The following is an 18,245-nucleotide window of genomic DNA, read 5'->3' as shown; positions in this document are numbered from 1 at the left end:
AGCCCACCCCGCGGCCCCCTCGCGCGCGAGGCCCTGGCCCTGGGCGCGTTCGACCACGTGGTCGGCCGCCTCGACGGTTTTCGCGCCCGCGCCGGCCAGCGCGAGATGGCGGCGCACATCGCCGAGACACTGAGCCCGGTGGACTGGCCGCCCAAGCCAGAGAAGGGGGCCGAGGCCGTGCCCTACAACGGGCCGCGCGCCATCGCCGTGGTGCAGGCCGGCACGGGCGTGGGCAAGTCGGCGGCGTATGCGTCCACCGTGATCCCGCTGGCCATCGCGCAGCAGAAGCGCGTGTTGATCTCCACCGCCACCGTGGCGCTGCAGGAGCAGCTTATGGCCAAGGACCTGCCGGCGCTCGCGGCCGCGCTGCCCCAGCCCTTCACCTTTTCGCTGGCCAAGGGGCGCGGGCGCTACGTGTGCCGCCTGAAGCTCGATCAGCTGGCCGGCGGCGATGCGGCCAGCGCCGATCTGTTTGAGACCGAGGAGCTGCCGGACGCGCAGCAGGCTCCCGAAGCCGCCGCCGCGACCGTGGTCGCCAACGCCGCGGCCTCGGCGCGCGAAGCGGAGCGCTGGGCCCTGCGCGCCAAGACCTACACCGTGTGGGCCCAGCAGCTGGACGGCGGCGCCTGGGACGGTGACCGCGACCGGCTCGACGAACCGCCCGAGCCCGAGCTCTGGGGTCCGGTGGCCGCCGAGCGCCACACCTGCACCGCGCGCCACTGCCCCAGCTACAACAGCTGCAGCTACTACCAGGCGCGCGCGCGGCTGGCGCAGTCGCAGGTGATCGTGGTCAACCACGACCTGCTGCTCGCCACCCTCGGTCTGCACGCGCTGCCCGACCCGTCGGACTGCTACATCGTGTTCGACGAGGCCCACCACCTCGGCGCCGTGGCGCAGGGCCAGTTCACCGAAAGCATGGACCTGATGCGCGGCGGCTGGCTCGACAAGCTGCCGCGCGCGGTGAGCGACGTGGCCGGCGCCATCGCCCACACGCCGACCGAAGACGTGGCCACGCTGGCGCGCGAGCTGAAGGCCGCGCAGGCCGACCTCGCGCGCCGCGCCATGGCGCGTGTCAGCGAGTCGCCCGAGTGGCTGGCACTCACCGGCCGTCAGGCGGGCCATCGCCCGCGCGGCGGCGGCTTTGAATCCACCGCGCCCAGCGTGACCGAGCGCTTCGAGGGCGGCGCGATCCCGCCCGACTGGATGGAGACCCTGGGCCAGATCGAGAGCCGCGCGACCGCGCTGATCAAGGTGTTCGAGGCCATCGCCAACCAGCTCAAGGCCAACGCCCGCGACAACCCGGCCGACGCGCCGCGCTGCGCCCAGCTCTACAGCCGCATCGGCAGCCAGGCGCCGCGCCTGCAACACCTGCAGGCCACGGCCGAGCTGTGGCTGCAGGAGCCGGTCGCCGGCCAGCCGCCATTGGCCAAGTGGCTGGAGGCGGGCGTGATGCACGGCGCCGTCACGCTCAGCGCGCACGCCTGCCCGCTGAACCCCGGCAGCCTGCTGCGCGCCCACCTCTGGAGCAAGGTGCGCGCGGCCGTGGCCACCTCGGCCTCGCTGGTCACCTGCGGCTCGTTCGACCACTTCCTGCACGAAAGCGGCCTGGCCTTTGACGACGACGTGAAAGCGCGTGAGGTGCAAAGCCCCTTCGACCACGCCAACCAGGGTCGCCTGGTGGTGGTGCAGACCCAGGCCGACCCGAAGGACGTGGAGGCCTACACCCGCGAGATGCTCGACCTGCTGATGACCGACCTGGCCGAGGTGCGGCGTGGCGCGCTGGTGCTGTTCACCTCGAAGGCGCAGATGAAGCGCGCGCAGGAGTTGCTGGAGCGTGGCCTGCACAGCGATCTGCGCGGCCGGGTGCTGGTGCAGGGCGAGGCCTCGCGCACGCAGCTGCTCAAGCGCCACGCCGAGCGTGTGGCCGACGGCCAGGCCTCGATCCTCTTCGGCTTGCAGTCGTTCGGCGAAGGGCTCGACCTGCCGGGCGAACTCTGCGAGTGGGTGTTCATCACCAAGCTGCCGTTCGCCTCGCCCAGCGACCCGGTGGGTCAGGCGCGCGCCGACTGGCTCAAGGCCCAGGGCCGCGACCCGTTCAGCGAGCTCGTGGTGCCCGCCACCGGCGCGCGCCTGCTGCAGTGGTCCGGCCGCGCGCTGCGCACCGAGACCGACGAGGCCGTGGTGGTCTGTTACGACGCGCGGCTGCTGCGGCAGAGCTATGGCCGGCGCATGCTCAAAGGGCTGCCGCCGTACCGGCTGCAGCGGCGTGACGGCGAGCGGCTGACCGAGGTGGTGCGTTGATCCGCGCCGCCGGGATGCTGCCTGGGCGTTGTGCCCGGGTCTGAAGGAGGGCACCCGTGGTTTTCAGCAGCTGGCCCTTCATCTTCGTCTTCCTGCCGGTGACCCTGCTGGTGTATTTCCAGCTGAACCGGTCGCGCCGCACCGTGCTCGGCAAGGCCTGGCTGGTGCTGGCCAGCCTGTTTTTCTATGGCTACTGGAACTGGGTCTACCTGCCGCTGATTCTGGTGTCCATCGGCCTGAATTTTCTGCTGGGCCGGCGCTTGGCGCGCTGGCCGGCGGACAAGGCGCCGCGACGGAAACGCCGATGGCTGATCGCCGGCATCACCCTCAACCTGCTGGCGCTGGCCTACTACAAATACATCCACTTCATCACCGAGAACCTGGCCTGGCTCTGGGGTGTGGCCTACCAGGCGGACCCGGTGGCGCTGCCGCTGGCGATCAGTTTTTTCACCTTCACCCAGATCGTCTACCTGGTGGACAGCCACCGAGGTGAAACCGGCCACTACGACCTGTTGAACTACGCGCTGTTCGTGACCTTCTTCCCCCACCTGATCGCGGGGCCGATCGTGCAGCACAGCCAGATCATGCCGCAGTTCAACTCGCGCTGGACCTGGCTGCCGCGCGAGTCCCACCTCGTCAAGGGCGGCCTGCTGTTTGCGGTCGGCCTGTTCAAGAAGGTGGCGATCGCGGACGTGTTTGCGGGGTGGGCGGACGCCGGTTTTGACGGCACGGGGCCGCTCGACATGGTCGGCGCCTGGGTCGCCAGCCTCTCGTACACCTTCCAGCTGTATTTCGATTTCAGCGGCTACTGCGACATGGCCATGGGCGTGGCGCTGCTGTTCAACATCTGGCTGCCGATCAACTTCGATTCGCCTTACCGCGCGACCAGCATCCAGGACTTCTGGCGCCGCTGGCACATCACGCTCAGCCACTTCCTGCGCGACCACCTCTACATCCCGCTGGGCGGCAACCGCGCCGGCCGGTTCCGCACCCACCTCAACCTGATCGTGACCTTCACCCTCGGGGGGCTGTGGCACGGCGCCTCGTGGATGTTCGTCATCTGGGGGCTGCTGCACGGCCTGGCCCTGGTGGTGCACCGCGTCTGGGGGCAGCTGGGCGGGCGCATGCCGCGCTGGCTGGGCTGGGGCCTGACCTTCCTGTTCGTCAACGTGGCCTGGGTGTTCTTCCGCGCCAAAGACTGGGACAGCGCCCGCCGGGTGCTCTCCGGCATGGTGGACATGCCAACGCTGCGCCGCGTGCCGCTGGTGGACGTGCCCACCGACGCGCTGGCGTGGTCCGGCTGGCTGGGCGACGCGCTGCTGCGGGTGGCGCCGGCACCCTTCGTGGCCCACGCGCCGGCGCTCCTGATGATCGCGCTGGCCTTTTGCATCCTGCCCCGCCCCAACGCGATCCGCTGGGTCAACGCGGGGATGCCCGACGCCAAGGTGGCGGCGGGCACCCTGCTGCTGATCGCCGCCCTGGTCGCGACCCTCACGAGCACGGGCTCCGTGTTCCTCTACTTCAACTTCTAGATGAACCTGAAGCGTCGTTCTCTGCGGATGCTGCTGGCCACACTGTTGGGCCTGGCGGTATTGCCACTGCTCAACGGGTGGCTGGTCCCGGCCCCGCCCGGCGCGGCCTGCTGCACCGTCGAGCGCTGGTTCTCGTCGGCGCCGCTGCTGCGCGCCGCCAGCGGGGTGCTGTACCGGCTGGGCATCAGCGTCTCGCCAAAGGAAGCGGTGGTCGGCCGTGCCGGCTGGCTGTACCTGGGCGACGCGTATGGCGGGTCGCTGTCGGCCCATCGCCGCACCGGCCAGGCGAGCGACGCCCGTCTGGGGCAGTCCTATGGCGATGGCGCCCGCCGATGGGCTGCCCACCTGCGGGGCCGGGGCGTGCAGGCCTTCCAGATCTTGGTGGCCCCGGACAAGGAGTCCGTGTACCCCGAGCACCTGCCGCGATGGGCCCTGCCCCCCGGGCAAGGGGTCACCGACACGCTGCTGGCCCATGCCGACCCGAGCCTGTTTGTCGACAGCCGCGCTCTGTTGCAGCGTGCCGCCGCCACTGCACCGACCCCCCTGTTCTTCCGGAACGACACCCACTGGAATACGCTGGGCGCGTCCCATGCCTTTGGCGCGCTGGCGCAACGGCTGCGGGCCGACCTGCCCGGCGTCACCTGGCCCTCGCCGGACGAGCACCGTCTGGTGCGCCTGAAATCCCGACCCGGCGGCGATCTGGCGGACTTTCTGCGGCTCGGGCCGTGGCTGAGGGATGAAGATCCCGTGCTCGCCGTGACCGAGGCGCTGGGCACGCGGATTCTCCGGCGGTATGACACCGGCGAGCGGCTGGACCCGGCGCGCATGGCCAGTTCGCGGGTGGCCGTGACCTTCCCGATCCAGGTCCGCCACGACAGGGCGCTCAACCCCCAGCGCGTGCTCTGGCTCACGGACTCGTTCGGCAAGGGCATGGAGCGCCTGATGCACCGCACCTTTGCCGAGGTGGTGACCCTGCACTGGCGGGACGTGCACAAGGACGGCGGCCAACTGATGCGGCTGCTCGATGAGGTGCGCCCCGAGGTGGTGATCGTGACCGTGGTGGAGCGCTCGCTCGCCGTCCCGGCGTTTGCCAATTTTCTGCTGTATCCACCGGCGCCCGGTCCCGGCGAACCCGAGGGCGTGTCGCACGCCGCCGAGCTCGTCGAGATGAACGGGGTGGTGCGCCAGGGCACGTCGGGCGATGGATTCCAGTTGACCTCGGGATCCGCGTCGATGACCTTCAACTTGCCCCAACCCCTGGTGGGCGCCGCCGGCCTGTCGCTTCGCCTGGTCTGCCAGGACGGAACGGCGGCGGTGCCCGTCCAGCTGTTCTGGAGGGGGTCGAAAGACCCCCGTTTCCACCGCGACCACAGCGTGCGCTGGCTTCACGTCGGCGCCCACAGCGGCCTGGACGGCTGGCGGGCCGCCGACGGGCGGCCGGTCGGCGAGATCCAGACACTGCGCCTGGAACTGAGCGGGGAGGGGCACTGCCCGCAGTTCCGTCTGCTGGGGCTGGCGCTGCGGCCCACCGGTCCGTCGGTGATGGCCGGCGAAACGGGGCGGTGAGGGCTGGGCCGGCGGGACCGATGTCCCTGTGATGTTGGCCCTATGCTCTTCGCCACCCTCAAACCGCTGCAGCCACCGGCGTGCTGAATGACGTGACCCGGTGATGGGCCGGTGCGCGCACAGAACAAGGTATGGTCTGGGCAGCGGTTCTAAAGCCGCAGGTTGATCCCGTCTCCGTTCGTTCGGCTCGCTGACAGCCGCCGCCCCTGACCGCCACGAGGAGTTGTGATGAGCATCCGGTCGCGATTGTTGTTGCTGACGTTGCTGGCCACTTTGTTGCCGGTGCTGCTCGGGGCAGCGCGGTTTCTTCAGATGCGGCAAGCCTCGATCAAGGAGGACACCCAGCAACTGGCGGCGCTGGTCCAGCAACAGGCAGGGTTGCTCAATGAGCGTGTGCTGGGCACGACACAGCTGCTGTACGGACTGGCACGCGCCGATGACCTGCTGCCGGGGGCGGACCGCGCAAGCTGCTCGGCCTTCCTGTCCGAGGTGCGTGAAGCCCATCCCCAATACACCGGCATCCTGACCATATTGCCCGACGGGCGCCTGTATTGCGACTCGCTGCGCACAGGCCGTGAGCTTGACCTGCGCGACCGCGCCTATTTCAAGGCCGCCGTGGCGGCGCCTGGCGGTGTCGTGCTGGAGCCGGTCTTCGGCCGGCTGACCGGGTTGGCGGTGATGCAAGTGGCCCATCCGGTGCGATCCAAGGAGGGTGAGCTGCTCTTTGTTCTCCTGGCCTCGCTGGACCTGCAGAAACTGGTCGAAGACCGTCCGACGTTCTCGCCGCAGACGCAGTTGTTGCTGCTCAGCGAAAAGGGACAGGTGTTGGCGACTTCGGGCCATGCCGGCGCAGGTGATCCGGCGGGGGCTTCCCTGGCCGACACCGCCCTGTTCAAGTTCATCGGTGCAGGGGGACAGCGCACGGGTGAGGTGGGTGATCCGGTCGGTCAGAGCCAGGTGTGGGCCGTGGCCGAACACCCGCTGTTGAAACAGGCCGGTATTCACCTCGCAGCGGGCGTGCCCAAGCACGTGCTGGTGCAGGAAGCCGATCAGCGATTCTGGCAGGACCTGATCTTCCTGGCCGCGACGGCTTTGGTGCTGTTCTTGGCCATGTGGACGGTGGCCGAGGTGAGCATCCGGCGTCAGGTGGACCGCATCACGCACATGGCCCAGCGGCTGATCGGTGGCGATCTGTCGGCGCGGATCGAGGCACCCCTGCCGCGCGGTGAGCTGGGCGAGCTGATGGCCTTGCTCAACCAGACCGCACAGTCGCTTGAACAACAACGCAGCGACATTGCAGAGCTCCATGTCCGGCTGCAGAAGTCACAGCGCATGGAAGCCATCGGCCAGCTCACCGGCGGCATCGCCCATGATTTCAACAACCTGCTGCTGGTGGTCTCGGGCAGTGCCGAGGTGATGCTGGAGGAGGTCGCCGGCGACCCTGATCAGATCCGGTTGCTCCAATCGATCACCAAGGCAGCGCGCCGCGGCGGGGCGCTGACGCAACGGTTGCTGGCATTTGCCGGCAAGCAGGCACTGGACCCGAAACCGTTGGACCTGAACCGGCTGGTGGCGGGGCTGGACCCGATGTTGCGGCGCACGCTGGGTGAACACATCCAGATCGAAATCATCCGCGCAGGCGGTCTGTGGCCTGCGATGGTCGACCAGAGCCAGCTCGAGAACGCGCTGCTCAACCTGTGCCTGAATGCGCGAGACGCGATGCCGGGAGGTGGTCGCCTGACGATCGAGACCGCCAACGTGCGGCTGGACAAGGAATACGCCGCCCGTACCGGCGACATCCCGCCCGGCCAGTATGTGATGCTGGCGGTGTCCGACACCGGCCAGGGCATCGCTCCCGAGCACCTGCAGCGCGTTTTCGAGCCATTCTTCACCACAAAGGAAACAGGCAAGGGAACGGGTCTGGGTCTTTCCATGGTCTACGGCTTCGTCAAACAGTCGGCAGGTCATGTCGCGATCTACTCTGAGCCGCTGCAGGGCACCAGCGTCAAGCTGTACCTGCCGCGTGCCAGCGGTGCTGCTGCTGTCATGGCAACCGCCGATGACGACGACACCATCGTGGGCGGCAGCGACACCGTCTTGCTGGTGGAAGACGATGATGCGGTGCGCCAAGTGGCACTGACCGCATTGCGCAGCCTCGGCTACACGGTGATCGAAGCCAGCGACGGTCCCTCAGCCATGGCGGTGCTGGAGCAGCGTGCCGACGTGCAGTTGCTGTTCACCGATATCGTCATGCCCGGTGGCATGAACGGTCGTGCGTTGGCCGATGCAGCGCGCCGATGGCGTCCGGAGCTGCGGGTGCTGTACACCTCGGGCTACACCGAAAACGCCATCGTTCACCAAGGGCGGCTCGATGAAGGTGCCCTGCTGCTGAGCAAGCCCTACAGGCGCATCGATCTGGATCGTGCGGTCCGCGCGGCGCTGGCTCAGAAACACGGCTGACGGGTCACCACCAGCCGTGTCGATGGTCAACGCTTGGCATTCCCTGCGGTTGCAGCGGGGAAACGCAGCCGCGCAAAGCGGGTGGTATCGTCAGATTTGCCTGTTCTCACCTGTTCGTACCTGTCTCAGTCCAGCCGCTTTCAACACCATGCTCTACGCCATCCTCAAACTGCTTCACATCCTCGCCATCGTCGTCTGGATCGGCGGCATGGTCTTCGCCCAGTTCTTCCTGCGCCCGGCCGCCATGTCGCTGGAGCCAGCGCAACGCATCCGACTGATGCACGGCGCGCTGCAGCGTTTCTTTGCCGCCGTGCTGGTGGCCATCGGGGTGGTTCTCACCACCGGTGTGTGGATGATCGGCCGCGCCGCCAAAGACTCGGTGCAGGCTGGGCTCGGCTTCAACATGCCGCTGGACTGGACGATCATGGCCACGCTCGGCATCGTGATGATGGGCATCTTTGGCCACATCCGGTTTGCGCTGTTCAAGCGCCTGTCGGCTGCGGTCGCGGCCAGCGACTGGCCCAAGGGTGGCGCCGCGCTGGCGAGCATCCGCACCTGGGTGAGCATCAACCTCGCCATCGGGCTGGTGATCATCGTGATCACCTTGCTGATGGCGTGAACCCTCAGGGTTTGCCGACCACCACTTCGTTGATCTGAATCACCGGCGTGATGTCGGTGTAGTTGGGGATGTCGCCCATGATCTCTGCCGTGTGCGGGCCGAACGAGGTCTGGAAGTCTTCGACGCTGTCGAAGAACAGGTGGCCGCTGGCGGCGTAGGTGGGCGGTGCGCCGGGTGCACCACCACCCAGCCCTTTGTCCACCGTGTAGTACTTCAGCGGCGCGCCCAGCCGGGCCTTCACCAGCGGCATGTGTTTGTCGCGGTAGTAGCCGTGGTCGAAGTGGGTGCCGGGGCCGTTGGGGTACATCACGCTGACTTTGATCATGGTTGTCTCCAGGGTTGCCCGGCCACATCGCCGGGTCGGCGCATCGTGCACCCGAGGGTGGATTCCGGCAAGTGCACCGTTGACCGAGCTAGCGGGGCGAGGGCCCGTCGTGACCTTGCAGGCGCGTCCACAGTTGGGACAGGGCGGGGCCGACATCGGGCCGTTGGCTCATGTGCTGGGTCGGCACGGAGCCGACGGCGCTGAGCGGACCGAGGTCGAAGTTGAAGGTGTAATCGGGCTCCTGGCCCATGCGCAGGTCGGTGATGCGCAGTTGCCCGTCGGGCGTCGCGGCCAGTCGGTAGAAGCCGTGGGTGAACGCGGCCAGGCGCGCCACCCGCTCGGCCTGGCCGTGTTGTGTCATCAGCTCGGCGCCGCGCGGGTGGGCGGTCCAGCGCACGGTGGGGGTGGCGTCCATGAACGAGTAAAAGCCCTCGTGGTATTGCGTGGGCGTGGTGGCCACGAGGCGCCAGAGCACGGTGTTGAACGGCGTCGGCGTGACCAGCAGGCCCTCGGCCTCGATGCCGGCCTGTTGCAACGACGCGCGGGCAATGCGCTCCACCTGCCACTGCGCGCCCACGCCCCAGGCCAGGTAGGCGGTGCTGAGGACCAAGCCCATCGCGTTCCAGCGCAGGCCGCGTGCGAGGTCTTTCATGCGCAGCGCCGCGACCGTGCCCACGATCAGCGGCAGGGTGTAGGCGAGGTCGATGATGAAGACGCTGCCTACGCCGTAGGGGTGGTTGGTGAATGGCAGCAGCAGTTGGGTGCCGTACAGCGTCATCGCGTCCAGCAGCGGGTGGGTGATGAGCGCGAGCCAGAGGGCGAGTGTCCAACGTCTGAACAGTGCGCTTTCGCCGTGCACCCACGCGACCAGCCAGGCCAGCAGCGGAGCGAACAGGGTGAGGTAGAACAGGGCATGGCTCTCGCCGCGATGCAGCACCATGTTGAGCATGGCGTCGCCGTGGTCGATGAAGGCGTCGAGGTCGGGCAGGGTGCCGGCCACCGCGCCCCACATCGCCGCTTTCCACACGGCGGTGCGGCGGCCCATGGTGGCCACGACGACGGCGGAGCCTAGGGCGATCTGGGTCAGTGAATCCATGCAGGCGCTATGCCTGGACAACGATGGGGAACTCGGCCCGCAGGCCGTCGGCCCCTGGCACGAACGGGCGCGTGAGCGCGGCCTGGCCCTGTTCGCCGAGACGGCGCCAGAGCCCATCGCGCGCATTGCCCGGGTCACCGGCCACGTAGAACTGGGTGGTCAGCAGTTCCTGCCGGTCGAGCCTGACCTTGACGTGGATGTGCGGTGTGCGCCCGCTGTACGGCGCGGGTCGGAGGGTGCGGAAGCGGTAGGCGCCGTCCTTGCCCACGGTGATCCGCCCGAAGCCCTGGAAAGCCGGGTCGGCCTTGCCGCCGTCGCTCGGGTGGTGGTAGTGGCCGTCCTGGTCGCATTGCCAGATTTCAACCACCGCGCCCGACACCGGCACCCCGCGTGTGTCGGTCACCACCCCTTGCACCCAGGCGGCCTCGCCTTTGCGGTAGCTCGCGGCGCCGTTGCGCAGCAGGTCGAAGTCGGTGTCGGCCGGCAGGGCCACGGGGTAGTAGGGGCCCTCGGTCTGGCCGGGCGTGGGGCGCAGGGGTGTGCCCTGCGCCAGCGCGGGCGTGAGCCAGACGGGCGCTGCGGTCGCAGCGATCAGGCCGGCGCTGCGGGTGAGCAGGGTGCGGCGCGAGGGTGGACGGTTCGACGGCATGGCGGGCTCCTTGAACAGGGGGAAGCCCATGTCCGGCTCAGCCCGAGCGGGCGTCCGGGTTGGCGGTGGGCTGCAAATCCAGCGCCACGAAGCGCACGCTGTGGTCGTCCGCATCGTTGGGGTTGGCGCTCTCTTGGAAGCCGAGCGCGCGCGCAAGTTCCAGCATGGCGCTGTTTTCGCGCAGCACGGTGCCCACCAGCCGCTGCGTGCCGCGCGCGCGCAGGTAGGCCACCATCTTGTTCATGAGCCGGTGCCCCAGGCCCGAGCCCTTGAGGTCGGAGCGCACGATAACGCCGAACTCGGCGGTGTGGTTGTCAGGGTCCACCGTGGCGCGCACGGTACCCAGGGTCTCTTCACCGTCGCCATCGATGTGGCGCGTGGCGATGAAGGCCATCTCGCGGGCGTAGTCGATCTGCGTGAGCCGCGCGAGCTCGCTGTGTTCGATGCTTCGGCGGCTGTAGAAGACGCGCAGGCGGATGTCTTCGGGGTCGAGCTTCTCCAGGAAGGCGCGGTGCTGCGCTTCGTCTTCCGGGCGGATGGGGCGCAGCGCGACGGACTGGCCCTTCCAGTCCCAGGTTTCGATCAGCTCGGCCGGATAGGGCTGGATGGCGAAGTTGGCGGCACCGGCGGGCTTCTTGGCCGACACGCGCACACGCGCATCAAGCGTCACCGCCCGCTCGTGATTGGCCAGCAGGGGGTTGATGTCCAGCTCGGCGATTTCAGGTACCTCGGCCAGCAGTTGCGACACGCTCACCAGCACCTGGGCGATGGCGTCGATGTCGGCGGCGGGTTCGTCGCGGTAGCCCTTGAGCAGCTTCGCGATGCGCGTGCGCTGAATCTGCGCCAGCGCCAGCGGGGTGTTGAGCGGCGGCAGCGACAGCGCGCGGTCGGCCAGCACCTCCACCGCCGTGCCCCCCGCGCCGAACAGGATGACCGGGCCGAAGATCCCATCGACACTGGCACCGATGATGAGTTCGTGCGCGTGTTTCAGGCGCACCATGGGCTGCACGGTGAAGCCCTGCACGTCGGCGTCGGGCCGCAGCTCGCGCACGCGCGCCAGCATGCTGGTGCAGACCTCGCGCAGTTCGCTGGCGTTGCCGATGTTCAGCCGCACGCCGCCCACGTCGCTCTTGTGGCTGATGGCGTGCGAGAGGATTTTCACCACCACCGGATAACCCAGGGCATCGGCAGCGGCCTGGGCTTCGTCGGCACTTGCGCAGACCACGCGCGTGGGCACGACCGGCAGGCCGGCGGCGCCGAGCAATGCCTTGGCTTCGGGCTCGGTGAGCAGCTCGCGACCTTCGGCCAGCACCGCGTCCACGATGGCGCGGATGGCGGGCAGGTCGGGCGCGTGTGCGGCGCTGCGCGCGGGCGGTGTCTGCAGCAGCTCTTCCTGGTGCAGGCGGTAGCTGCGCAAGAACGAGAAGGCGCGCACGGCGTCTTCGGGCGTGTTGAAGTCGGGCACACCGGCGTCGCGGAAAGTCTGGCGCGCCTGGGCCACCGCCTGGTCGCCGAGCCAGCAGCCGAGCACGCGCTTCGGCTGCGCCGTCACCTGCGGCAGCAAGGCCTGTGCGATCTCGGCGCTGGGCACGATGGCGGTGGGCGCGTGGATGAAGAGCACGGCGCTGCCGGTGTCGTGCGCGAGCGCGTCGAGCGCGGCCACGTAGCGCGCGGCGGGCGCGTCGCCGATGATGTCCACCGGGTTGTCGCGCGACCAGTTGCCGGGCAACACGGCGTCCAGCCGCGCGAGCATGGCGTCGTCGAGTGTCGCGAGCGGCACGCCGAGGGCCGAGGCTTCATCGGCCGCCATCACGCCGGCACCGCCGCCGTTGGTGAGCACGGTGAGGCTGTCCGACGGCCCGTCGCGAAAGCGCGCCAGCGTCTCGGCCGCGAGGAACAGGTCGGGCAGGGTGAGCACGCGCAACATGCCCGAGCGCGCGATGGCTGCGTCGAATACCGCGTCGGAGCCAGCGAGCGCGCCGGTGTGCGAGGCGGCGGCGGCCTGGCCCGCGCTGGACCGCCCGGCCTTGACCACGATCACCGGCTTGTTGCGCGCCGCGGCACGCGCGGCCGACATGAATTTGTGGCTCTCGTCGATGGACTCGATGTAGAGCAGGATGGCGCGGGTTTTGGGGTCGCTGCCGAGGAAATCGAGCATGTCGCCGAAGTCCACGTCGGCGCGTTCGCCGAGCGAGACGAAGTGCGAGAAGCCGATGCCGCGCGACGCCGCCCAGTCCAGCATGGCGGTGACCAGGGCGCCCGACTGCGACACAAAAGCCAGCTCGCCGGGCAGCGCGCTGATGTGCGCGAAGCTGGCGTTCAGGCCCAGGTGCGGCACCAGCAACCCGATGCAGTTGGGCCCAAGGATGCGCAGCGTGTGCACCCTGGCGGCGTCCAGCATGGCCTGCTTGGTGGCTTTGTCCAGCCCTGCCGTGACGACGATGGCCGCGCGCGTGCCGCGCTGGCCAAGTTGTTCGATCAGCTTCACCACGGTGGTGGCTGGCGTGCAGATCACGGCCAGGTCGGGCGCCTCGGGCAGGTCGTCGACATGGGCGTAGGCCGTCACGCCATGGAGCGTGGCGTGTTTGGGATTGACCGGGTAGAGCCGGCCGGGGAACACCCCGTGCAGGTTGCGCCACACCGTGCCGCCCACGCTGGCCGGGCGCTCGGAAGCGCCGAACACGGCGACCGAGCGGGGGGCGAAGAGGGCGTCGAGGTGGCGGATGCTCATGACTTGTCCTGTTTGCCAGAGGACATGAACGCGATCAGCGCCATGCGCATCGCCTCTTCCACCGTCATGTCCACGGGTGTGGTCCAGCTGCGCGGCACGAACACGGTGTAGCCGCCGATCATGTAGCCCATGGGCAGGTAGACGGCCACCTGGTCTTCGAGCTCGGCCAGCCCCTTGGGCAGGCCTTTCATGCTCTGGCGCGTCACCAGGCCGACGGTGCTCAGTTCGTGGCCTGGCATCTTGAGCAGCACGACCTGCTGCGCGTCCTGTTCGTGGGGTGCAAAGTAGTCTGCGAAGTTCTTCAATGACGAGTAAATGCTTTTCACCACCGGCAGGTTGGTGAAGGGCAGTTCGATGAGCGACAGCAGCTTGCCCGTGACGGGTTGTGACACGAGAAAACCCAGCGCCAGGATCAACGCCGCGCCCAGCGCGATGCCCAGGCCCGGCAGGTAAAAATCACCGATGAAAGGGCGCAGCATCTGCATGGCGGTGCCCTCGGTCCAGGTCACGAACAGCACCAGCACGTACACCGTGATGGCGAGCGGCAGGAAGGTGATCAGGCCGCGAAAGAAGTACTGCGAGAGGCGCTTCGGGGCGGGTTCGGGCGGGGTGGGTGGTGTCATGTTTCCAGCATAGCAGCCGGGTACGTTTCGAGCATCTCCGAACAGACTTGTATTGGCCGACAATGGCCCTATCTGACAGTTTGTTTGTCCTTTCCAGGGAACGTTGGGCCAACGGCCGACTCCCTCACACCATGAATGACCTGACCGATTTCCTGGGCCGCGTATTGCGTGGCCTGATCAAGCTGATGCTGGTGCTGGCCGCAGGCGTGTTCGTTTTCAGCTTTCTGCTGGCCGCCATCGTGGTTGTGGTTGGGGTTTCGCTGTGGTCGCTGATCACCGGGCGCAAGCCGGCGCCGGTGGTGATGTTCAGCCGCATGCGCGCGCAGTCGCAGCGCTATACGCAGGGTGTGTGGCCCGGGCGGGAGCCCGTCGGGGAGGTGGTGGACGTGGACGCCACCGAGGTGTCCGAGGGCGCTGCCCGACCCACGGCAGAGCAGCCGTTGCAGCGCTTGCGCTGAACGCTCAGTCTTCCTCGGCGCTGGCCTGTCGCCTTGCCAGTGCCGCCTGGTAGAGCGCGTTGCGTGCTGCGCCGGTGATGTCGGCACAGAGCTTCACGGCGGTTTTCACCGGCAGCTCGGCCAGCAGCAGGTCCAGCGTGCGCAGGGTGGCGGCGTCGAACGCACCGCTGTCGACGGCGGCCTGCGGGTGCACCAGCAACACGAACTCGCCCCGCGTGCGGTGCGCTCCGCCCTGCAGCCAGGCGGGGAAACCGACGGCGGGCATCTGGGCAACTTCTTCAAATTGTTTCGTGAGTTCACGGCCCACCGTGATGGGGCGCTCGCAGAGCGCGGCCAGGTCTTTGGCCAGCGCCTCGATACGGTGCGGCGCCTCCAGCAGCACGCAGGCCCGGTTGTCGGCGGCGATGGTCTGCACCTCGCGCTGGCGCTCGGTGGCCTTGGGCGAGAGAAAACCGGTGAAGACAAAGCGCCCGTCGTGCCCGCCGGTGCCGGCCACGCTCATGAGCGCGGTGATGCTGCTCGCGCCAGGCAGCGGCACGCAGCGCAAACCGGCCGCGACCACGGCCGCACACAGGCGCGCGCCCGGGTCGCTCACGCCTGGTGTGCCGGCGTCGCTCACGTAGGCCACGCGCTGGCCTTCGCGCAGGCGCTGTATGACGGTTTGCGCCGCTTCGGCTTCGTTGTGTTCGTGCAGGGCCAGCAGCGGTTTGTGCAGGCCGTAGCCCTGCAGCAGGGAGGCGGTGTGGCGTGTGTCCTCGCAGGCCACGGTGTCTGCGAGCGACAGCACATGCAAGGCGCGCAAGGTGATGTCGGCCAGGTTGCCGATGGGCGTGGCCACCATGTAGAGCGCGCCCTGCGGATAATGCTGGTGCGCTGCCGCGTCACGCGCGGCGGTCAGCAGGGAGGGAGAAACAGACAATGTGGTTATCCAGAAAACCGGTGAATCCGTCCGATCAGACGGGCGCGGTCACCACCAAAAAGCGGGGCGATGCGGCCGAAGACGCGGCGCTGGACCATCTGCAACGGCAGGGGCTGAGGCTGGTGCAGCGCAACTTCAAGACCCCCGGTCGCGGCGGTGGCGAGGTCGATTTGATTATGCGCGAGCGAGACGGCACGCTGGTGTTCGTCGAGGTGCGGCAGCGGGGCAGCGCCAGCCACGGCGGGGCCGGCGGAAGCATCACGCCGTTGAAGCAGCGGCGCATCGTGTTTGCCGCGCGGCACTTTTTGATGCGGCTCGGATCAGAACCCCCATGCCGCTTCGATGTGGTGCTGATCCAGGGTGGTCCGGACGAGCGCATCGCACCCGAGTGGCTGCGCGGTGCCTTTGATGCATCCGCCACTTTTTGACACCCTGCGCGCCGCTATCATCAACACATGCTTCTGCAACGGATACAACAACAATTCATCGACAGCGCCGACCTGAAGTACCAGTGCGCGCAGTCGCTGGCACCGGTGGTCGAGGCGGCCACGTCAGCGGTGCTGGCCAGTGTCACCGGGGGCGGCAAGGTGCTGTCCTGTGGCAACGGCGCGTCGGCCGCCGCCGCCCAGCACTTCGCCGCGAGTTTCATCGGTCGGTACGAACGCGAGCGCCCCGAGCTGGCTGCGTTTTCGCTGTCGGCGGACGCGGCGGTGCTGACCGGTCTGGTCAACGACTTTGATGTGCGCGCGGTGTTTGCGCGCCAGGTGCGCGCCCTGGGGCAGGCTGGTGACGTGCTGCTGGCCCTGTCGACCTCAGGGAACTCACAGAACATCCTGTCGGCGGTCGAGGCCGCCCATGAGCGTGACATGACCGTGGTGGCGCTCACCGGCGCGCGCGGCGGGCGCTTGACGCAGCTGCTGCGCGACACCGACGTGCACATCTGCGTGCCGCACGACGTGCCGGCAAGAATCCTCGAAGTGCATCACCTGGTGTTGCACTGCATTTGTGACGGCGTGGATGCCCAATTGCTGGGTCTGCCCGAAACCTTGTCCAACGAACTGGAGAACCCCAAATGAAGACCTTCCACACTCAAGGCCGCCTGACGGTCGCTGTCCTGGCCCTGGCCGCTGCCGCGACCTTGTCGGCTTGCGCACCCCTGGCCGTGGGCGGCGCTGCGTTGACCGGTGCCATGGTGGTTGGCGACCGCCGCAGCTCGGGCGCACAGCTCGACGACCAGGGCATCGAGTTGCGTGCCGCCAACCGCCTGCGCGACCAGATGGGCACGCGCGCCCGCATCAACGTGACCAGCTACAACCGCCGCCTGCTGTTGACCGGCGAGGTGGGCAATGCCAACGACAAGGCGCTGGCCGAGACGGTGGGCAAGCAGGTGGACAACGTGCTCATGGTCTACAACGAGCTGGGCATCGCCAACAGCCCGACCTTCACCGAAAAGGCCGAAGACTCGCTGCTGACCGGCAAGGTCAAGGCGGGCCTGCTTGACACCAAACAAATCTCGGCCAACTCCTTCAAGGTGGTGTCCGAGCGCGGCACGGTGTACCTGATGGGTCGTGTGACGCAGCGCGAAGCCGACATCGCCACGCAAGTCGCTCGCACCACCAAGGGCGCCCAGCGTGTGGTGCGTGTGTTGGAAATCATCACGGAAGAAGAGCTGGCGAGGATCAAGTAACCCCCCGCGCCGCTTCGCGTCACCCCCAGGGGCGATGCGAGTGGCCCGGCGGAGCCGGGCCCACCGCATCCTTGGATCAAGACATTTCGCGCCGGAGAGGGGGCTGGTCTCAGGGCACCGCGGAACCGGCTTTGCCGGGCCGCCAGTGCCGCCCCTTGAGGGGGCCGCGCGAATAGCGCGGCGGGGTGGGCCTATTTCAACCGCTTGATGAGGCTGGAGGTGTCCAGCCGGTTCCCGCCAGCGGCCTGCAGGTCGGCATAGAACTGGTCCACCAGCGCGGTGACCGGTAGACGGGCACCGTTGCGACGTGCCTCGTCCAGCACCAGACCGAGGTCTTTGCGCATCCAGTCCACGGCGAAACCGAAGTCGAATTTGTCGGCCACCATGGTTTTGCCACGGTTGTCGAGCTGCCAGCTCTGGGCCGCGCCTTTGCCGATCACGTCGAGCACCTGGTTCATGTCCAGGCCGGCTTTCTGACCGAAGGCGATGGCTTCCGACAGCCCTTGCACCAGCCCTGCGATGCAGATCTGGTTGACCATCTTGGCGAGCTGCCCCGCGCCGCTGGCGCCCAACAGCGTGAAGGCGCGCGAGAACGCCATGCCGACCGGTTGCACTGCGTCGAACGCTGGGGCATCGCCGCCACACATGACCGTCAGCATGCCGTTCTGCGCACCCGCCTGGCCGCCAGAGACCGGGGCATCGACAAATGACAGCCCCAGGTTCTTTGCGGCGGTGTACAGCTCACGCGCCACATCGGCCGATGCGGTGGTGTGGTCCACGAACACAGCGCCCGGTGCCATGCCCGCGAATGCGCCGTCGGCCCCCAGCGTGATCGAGCGCAGGTCGTCGTCGTTGCCCACGCAGGAAAACACGATGTCGGCGCCCACCGCCGCCTCGCGGGGTGTGGCCTTGGCGGCGCCACCGAACTCCGCCACCCAGGTCTGCGCCTTGGCCGGCGAGCGGTTGTAGACCGTCACCGAATGCCCGGCCTTGGACAAATGCCCGGCCATGGGAAAGCCCATGACGCCCAGGCCGAGAAAAGCGACCTTCTTCGGCGCAACAGATTCGTAGGTTTTGGAGGCGATGCTGCTCATGAGAGAACTCCTGAATTGGGGAGATTTGCTATCCAGCAAGCGGCGCACAAGAGTCGCCGGAGCGAGATGACTGACCCAGAACGCGGTGGAACTGGCTTCGCCAGGCCACTCGCGTTGCCCCTTGAGGGGGTGACGCGCCACTAGGCGCGTCACCCCCTCAAGGGGCAACGCGAGTGGCCTGGCGA

The 18,245-nt window shown here is 68.2% G+C and carries 16 protein-coding genes; 9 read left to right on the top strand and 7 right to left on the bottom strand.

The annotated features are described in order from the left end of the window. The 5 genes from dinG to B0E41_RS20560 form a co-directional block, all read left to right on the top strand. A partial coding sequence (gene dinG / locus B0E41_RS20580; RefSeq protein ID WP_363352208.1) for an ATP-dependent DNA helicase DinG occupies positions 1-2,301 on the top strand: 2,301 nt, incomplete at its 5' end. A 56-nt stretch (positions 2,302-2,357) separates the two neighbouring features. Then, positions 2,358-3,833 (top strand): MBOAT family protein, encoded by a 1,476-nt coding sequence (locus tag B0E41_RS20575; RefSeq protein ID WP_077333941.1) that lies wholly within the window; start codon positions 2,358-2,360, stop codon positions 3,831-3,833. Next, the gene (locus B0E41_RS20570; RefSeq protein WP_077333939.1) at positions 3,834-5,399 is read left to right on the top strand and encodes a hypothetical protein; all 1,566 of its coding nucleotides are present in this window, start codon (positions 3,834-3,836) and stop codon (positions 5,397-5,399) included. 228 nt (positions 5,400-5,627) lie between these two features. Then, positions 5,628-7,859, top strand: a complete 2,232-nt coding sequence (locus B0E41_RS20565; RefSeq protein ID WP_077333937.1) for an ATP-binding protein — start codon at positions 5,628-5,630, stop codon at positions 7,857-7,859. A gap of 148 nt (positions 7,860-8,007) precedes the next feature. Continuing rightward, positions 8,008-8,478 (top strand): CopD family protein, encoded by a 471-nt coding sequence (locus B0E41_RS20560; RefSeq protein WP_077333935.1) that lies wholly within the window; start codon positions 8,008-8,010, stop codon positions 8,476-8,478. 4 nt (positions 8,479-8,482) lie between these two features. Here B0E41_RS20560 and B0E41_RS20555 read toward each other — a convergent pair whose 3' ends face one another. The 5 genes from B0E41_RS20555 to B0E41_RS20535 all read right to left on the bottom strand — a co-directional run bounded on the left by B0E41_RS20555 (position 8,483) and on the right by B0E41_RS20535 (position 13,902). Next, positions 8,483-8,803 (bottom strand): EthD family reductase, encoded by a 321-nt coding sequence (locus tag B0E41_RS20555; RefSeq protein WP_077333933.1) that lies wholly within the window; start codon positions 8,801-8,803, stop codon positions 8,483-8,485. A gap of 88 nt (positions 8,804-8,891) precedes the next feature. Beyond that, the gene (locus B0E41_RS20550) at positions 8,892-9,899 is read right to left on the bottom strand and encodes a metal-dependent hydrolase (RefSeq protein WP_077333931.1); all 1,008 of its coding nucleotides are present in this window, start codon (positions 9,897-9,899) and stop codon (positions 8,892-8,894) included. Positions 9,900-9,906: 7 nt separating this feature from the next. After that, positions 9,907-10,548: a protocatechuate 3,4-dioxygenase gene (locus tag B0E41_RS20545; protein WP_077333945.1), complete on the bottom strand. Its 642-nt coding sequence runs from the start codon at positions 10,546-10,548 to the stop codon at positions 9,907-9,909. Positions 10,549-10,585: 37 nt separating this feature from the next. Further along, a complete protein-coding gene (locus B0E41_RS20540) occupies positions 10,586-13,279 on the bottom strand; it encodes a bifunctional acetate--CoA ligase family protein/GNAT family N-acetyltransferase (RefSeq protein ID WP_077333929.1) in 2,694 nt (897 codons plus the stop codon). After that, complete coding sequence (locus B0E41_RS20535; RefSeq protein ID WP_077333927.1) at positions 13,276-13,902, bottom strand: DUF502 domain-containing protein; 627 nt, start codon at positions 13,900-13,902, stop codon at positions 13,276-13,278. Before B0E41_RS20535 ends, B0E41_RS20540 begins: the two co-directional genes overlap by 4 nt. 131 nt (positions 13,903-14,033) lie before the next feature. Here B0E41_RS20535 and B0E41_RS20530 point away from each other — a divergent pair, with 131 nt between their 5' ends. Further along, positions 14,034-14,360 (top strand): hypothetical protein, encoded by a 327-nt coding sequence (locus tag B0E41_RS20530; protein WP_077333925.1) that lies wholly within the window; start codon positions 14,034-14,036, stop codon positions 14,358-14,360. Between the two features lie 4 nt (positions 14,361-14,364). On the opposite strand, the gene rsmI is transcribed toward B0E41_RS20530, so the two are convergent. Continuing rightward, positions 14,365-15,279 (bottom strand): 16S rRNA (cytidine(1402)-2'-O)-methyltransferase, encoded by a 915-nt coding sequence (rsmI, locus tag B0E41_RS20525; protein ID WP_253195053.1) that lies wholly within the window; start codon positions 15,277-15,279, stop codon positions 14,365-14,367. Between rsmI and B0E41_RS20520 the strand changes: the two genes are divergently transcribed. From B0E41_RS20520 to B0E41_RS20510, 3 genes are read left to right on the top strand one after another with little or no spacing between them, the layout of a single operon-like run. Beyond that, complete coding sequence (locus tag B0E41_RS20520) at positions 15,279-15,707, top strand: YraN family protein (RefSeq protein ID WP_077333923.1); 429 nt, start codon at positions 15,279-15,281, stop codon at positions 15,705-15,707. The two genes, rsmI and B0E41_RS20520, sit on opposite strands and share 1 nt — an antisense overlap. A 27-nt stretch (positions 15,708-15,734) precedes the next feature. Next, a complete protein-coding gene (locus B0E41_RS20515) occupies positions 15,735-16,355 on the top strand; it encodes an SIS domain-containing protein (protein WP_077333922.1) in 621 nt (206 codons plus the stop codon). Beyond that, a complete protein-coding gene (locus B0E41_RS20510; protein WP_077333920.1) occupies positions 16,352-16,966 on the top strand; it encodes a BON domain-containing protein in 615 nt (204 codons plus the stop codon). The genes B0E41_RS20515 and B0E41_RS20510 overlap by 4 nt, the downstream gene beginning before the upstream one ends. A gap of 191 nt (positions 16,967-17,157) precedes the next feature. Here B0E41_RS20510 and B0E41_RS20505 read toward each other — a convergent pair whose 3' ends face one another. Then, on the bottom strand, positions 17,158-18,060 hold the full coding sequence (locus B0E41_RS20505) for an NAD(P)-dependent oxidoreductase (RefSeq protein ID WP_077333918.1): 903 nt from the start codon (positions 18,058-18,060) through the stop codon (positions 17,158-17,160). Positions 18,061-18,245: the final 185 nt, after the last annotated feature.

Origin of the sequence: Hydrogenophaga sp. A37 (genome assembly GCF_002001205.1) — a bacterium.
Lineage (GTDB): Bacteria > Pseudomonadota > Gammaproteobacteria > Burkholderiales > Burkholderiaceae_C > Hydrogenophaga.
The sequence above is the reverse complement of the archived record's forward strand: the minus strand, read 5'-3'. Positions and strand labels throughout refer to the sequence as shown.

What these genes read in the sequence shown, in the direction of transcription:
- B0E41_RS20530 (WP_077333925.1), top strand. Translation starts at nt 14,034, where the DNA reads ATGAATGACCTGACCGATTTCCTGGGCCGCGTATTGCGTGGCCTGATC.
- B0E41_RS20550 (WP_077333931.1), bottom strand. Translation starts at nt 9,899, where the DNA reads ATGGATTCACTGACCCAGATCGCCCTAGGCTCCGCCGTCGTCGTGGCC.
- B0E41_RS20540 (WP_077333929.1), bottom strand. Translation starts at nt 13,279, where the DNA reads ATGAGCATCCGCCACCTCGACGCCCTCTTCGCCCCCCGCTCGGTCGCC.
- B0E41_RS20545 (WP_077333945.1), bottom strand. Translation starts at nt 10,548, where the DNA reads ATGCCGTCGAACCGTCCACCCTCGCGCCGCACCCTGCTCACCCGCAGC.
- B0E41_RS20505 (WP_077333918.1), bottom strand. Translation starts at nt 18,060, where the DNA reads ATGAGCAGCATCGCCTCCAAAACCTACGAATCTGTTGCGCCGAAGAAG.
- B0E41_RS20520 (WP_077333923.1), top strand. Translation starts at nt 15,279, where the DNA reads ATGTGGTTATCCAGAAAACCGGTGAATCCGTCCGATCAGACGGGCGCG.
- B0E41_RS20555 (WP_077333933.1), bottom strand. Translation starts at nt 8,803, where the DNA reads ATGATCAAAGTCAGCGTGATGTACCCCAACGGCCCCGGCACCCACTTC.
- B0E41_RS20560 (WP_077333935.1), top strand. Translation starts at nt 8,008, where the DNA reads ATGCTCTACGCCATCCTCAAACTGCTTCACATCCTCGCCATCGTCGTC.
- B0E41_RS20515 (WP_077333922.1), top strand. Translation starts at nt 15,735, where the DNA reads ATGCTTCTGCAACGGATACAACAACAATTCATCGACAGCGCCGACCTG.
- B0E41_RS20510 (WP_077333920.1), top strand. Translation starts at nt 16,352, where the DNA reads ATGAAGACCTTCCACACTCAAGGCCGCCTGACGGTCGCTGTCCTGGCC.
- B0E41_RS20565 (WP_077333937.1), top strand. Translation starts at nt 5,628, where the DNA reads ATGAGCATCCGGTCGCGATTGTTGTTGCTGACGTTGCTGGCCACTTTG.
- B0E41_RS20570 (WP_077333939.1), top strand. Translation starts at nt 3,834, where the DNA reads ATGAACCTGAAGCGTCGTTCTCTGCGGATGCTGCTGGCCACACTGTTG.
- B0E41_RS20535 (WP_077333927.1), bottom strand. Translation starts at nt 13,902, where the DNA reads ATGACACCACCCACCCCGCCCGAACCCGCCCCGAAGCGCCTCTCGCAG.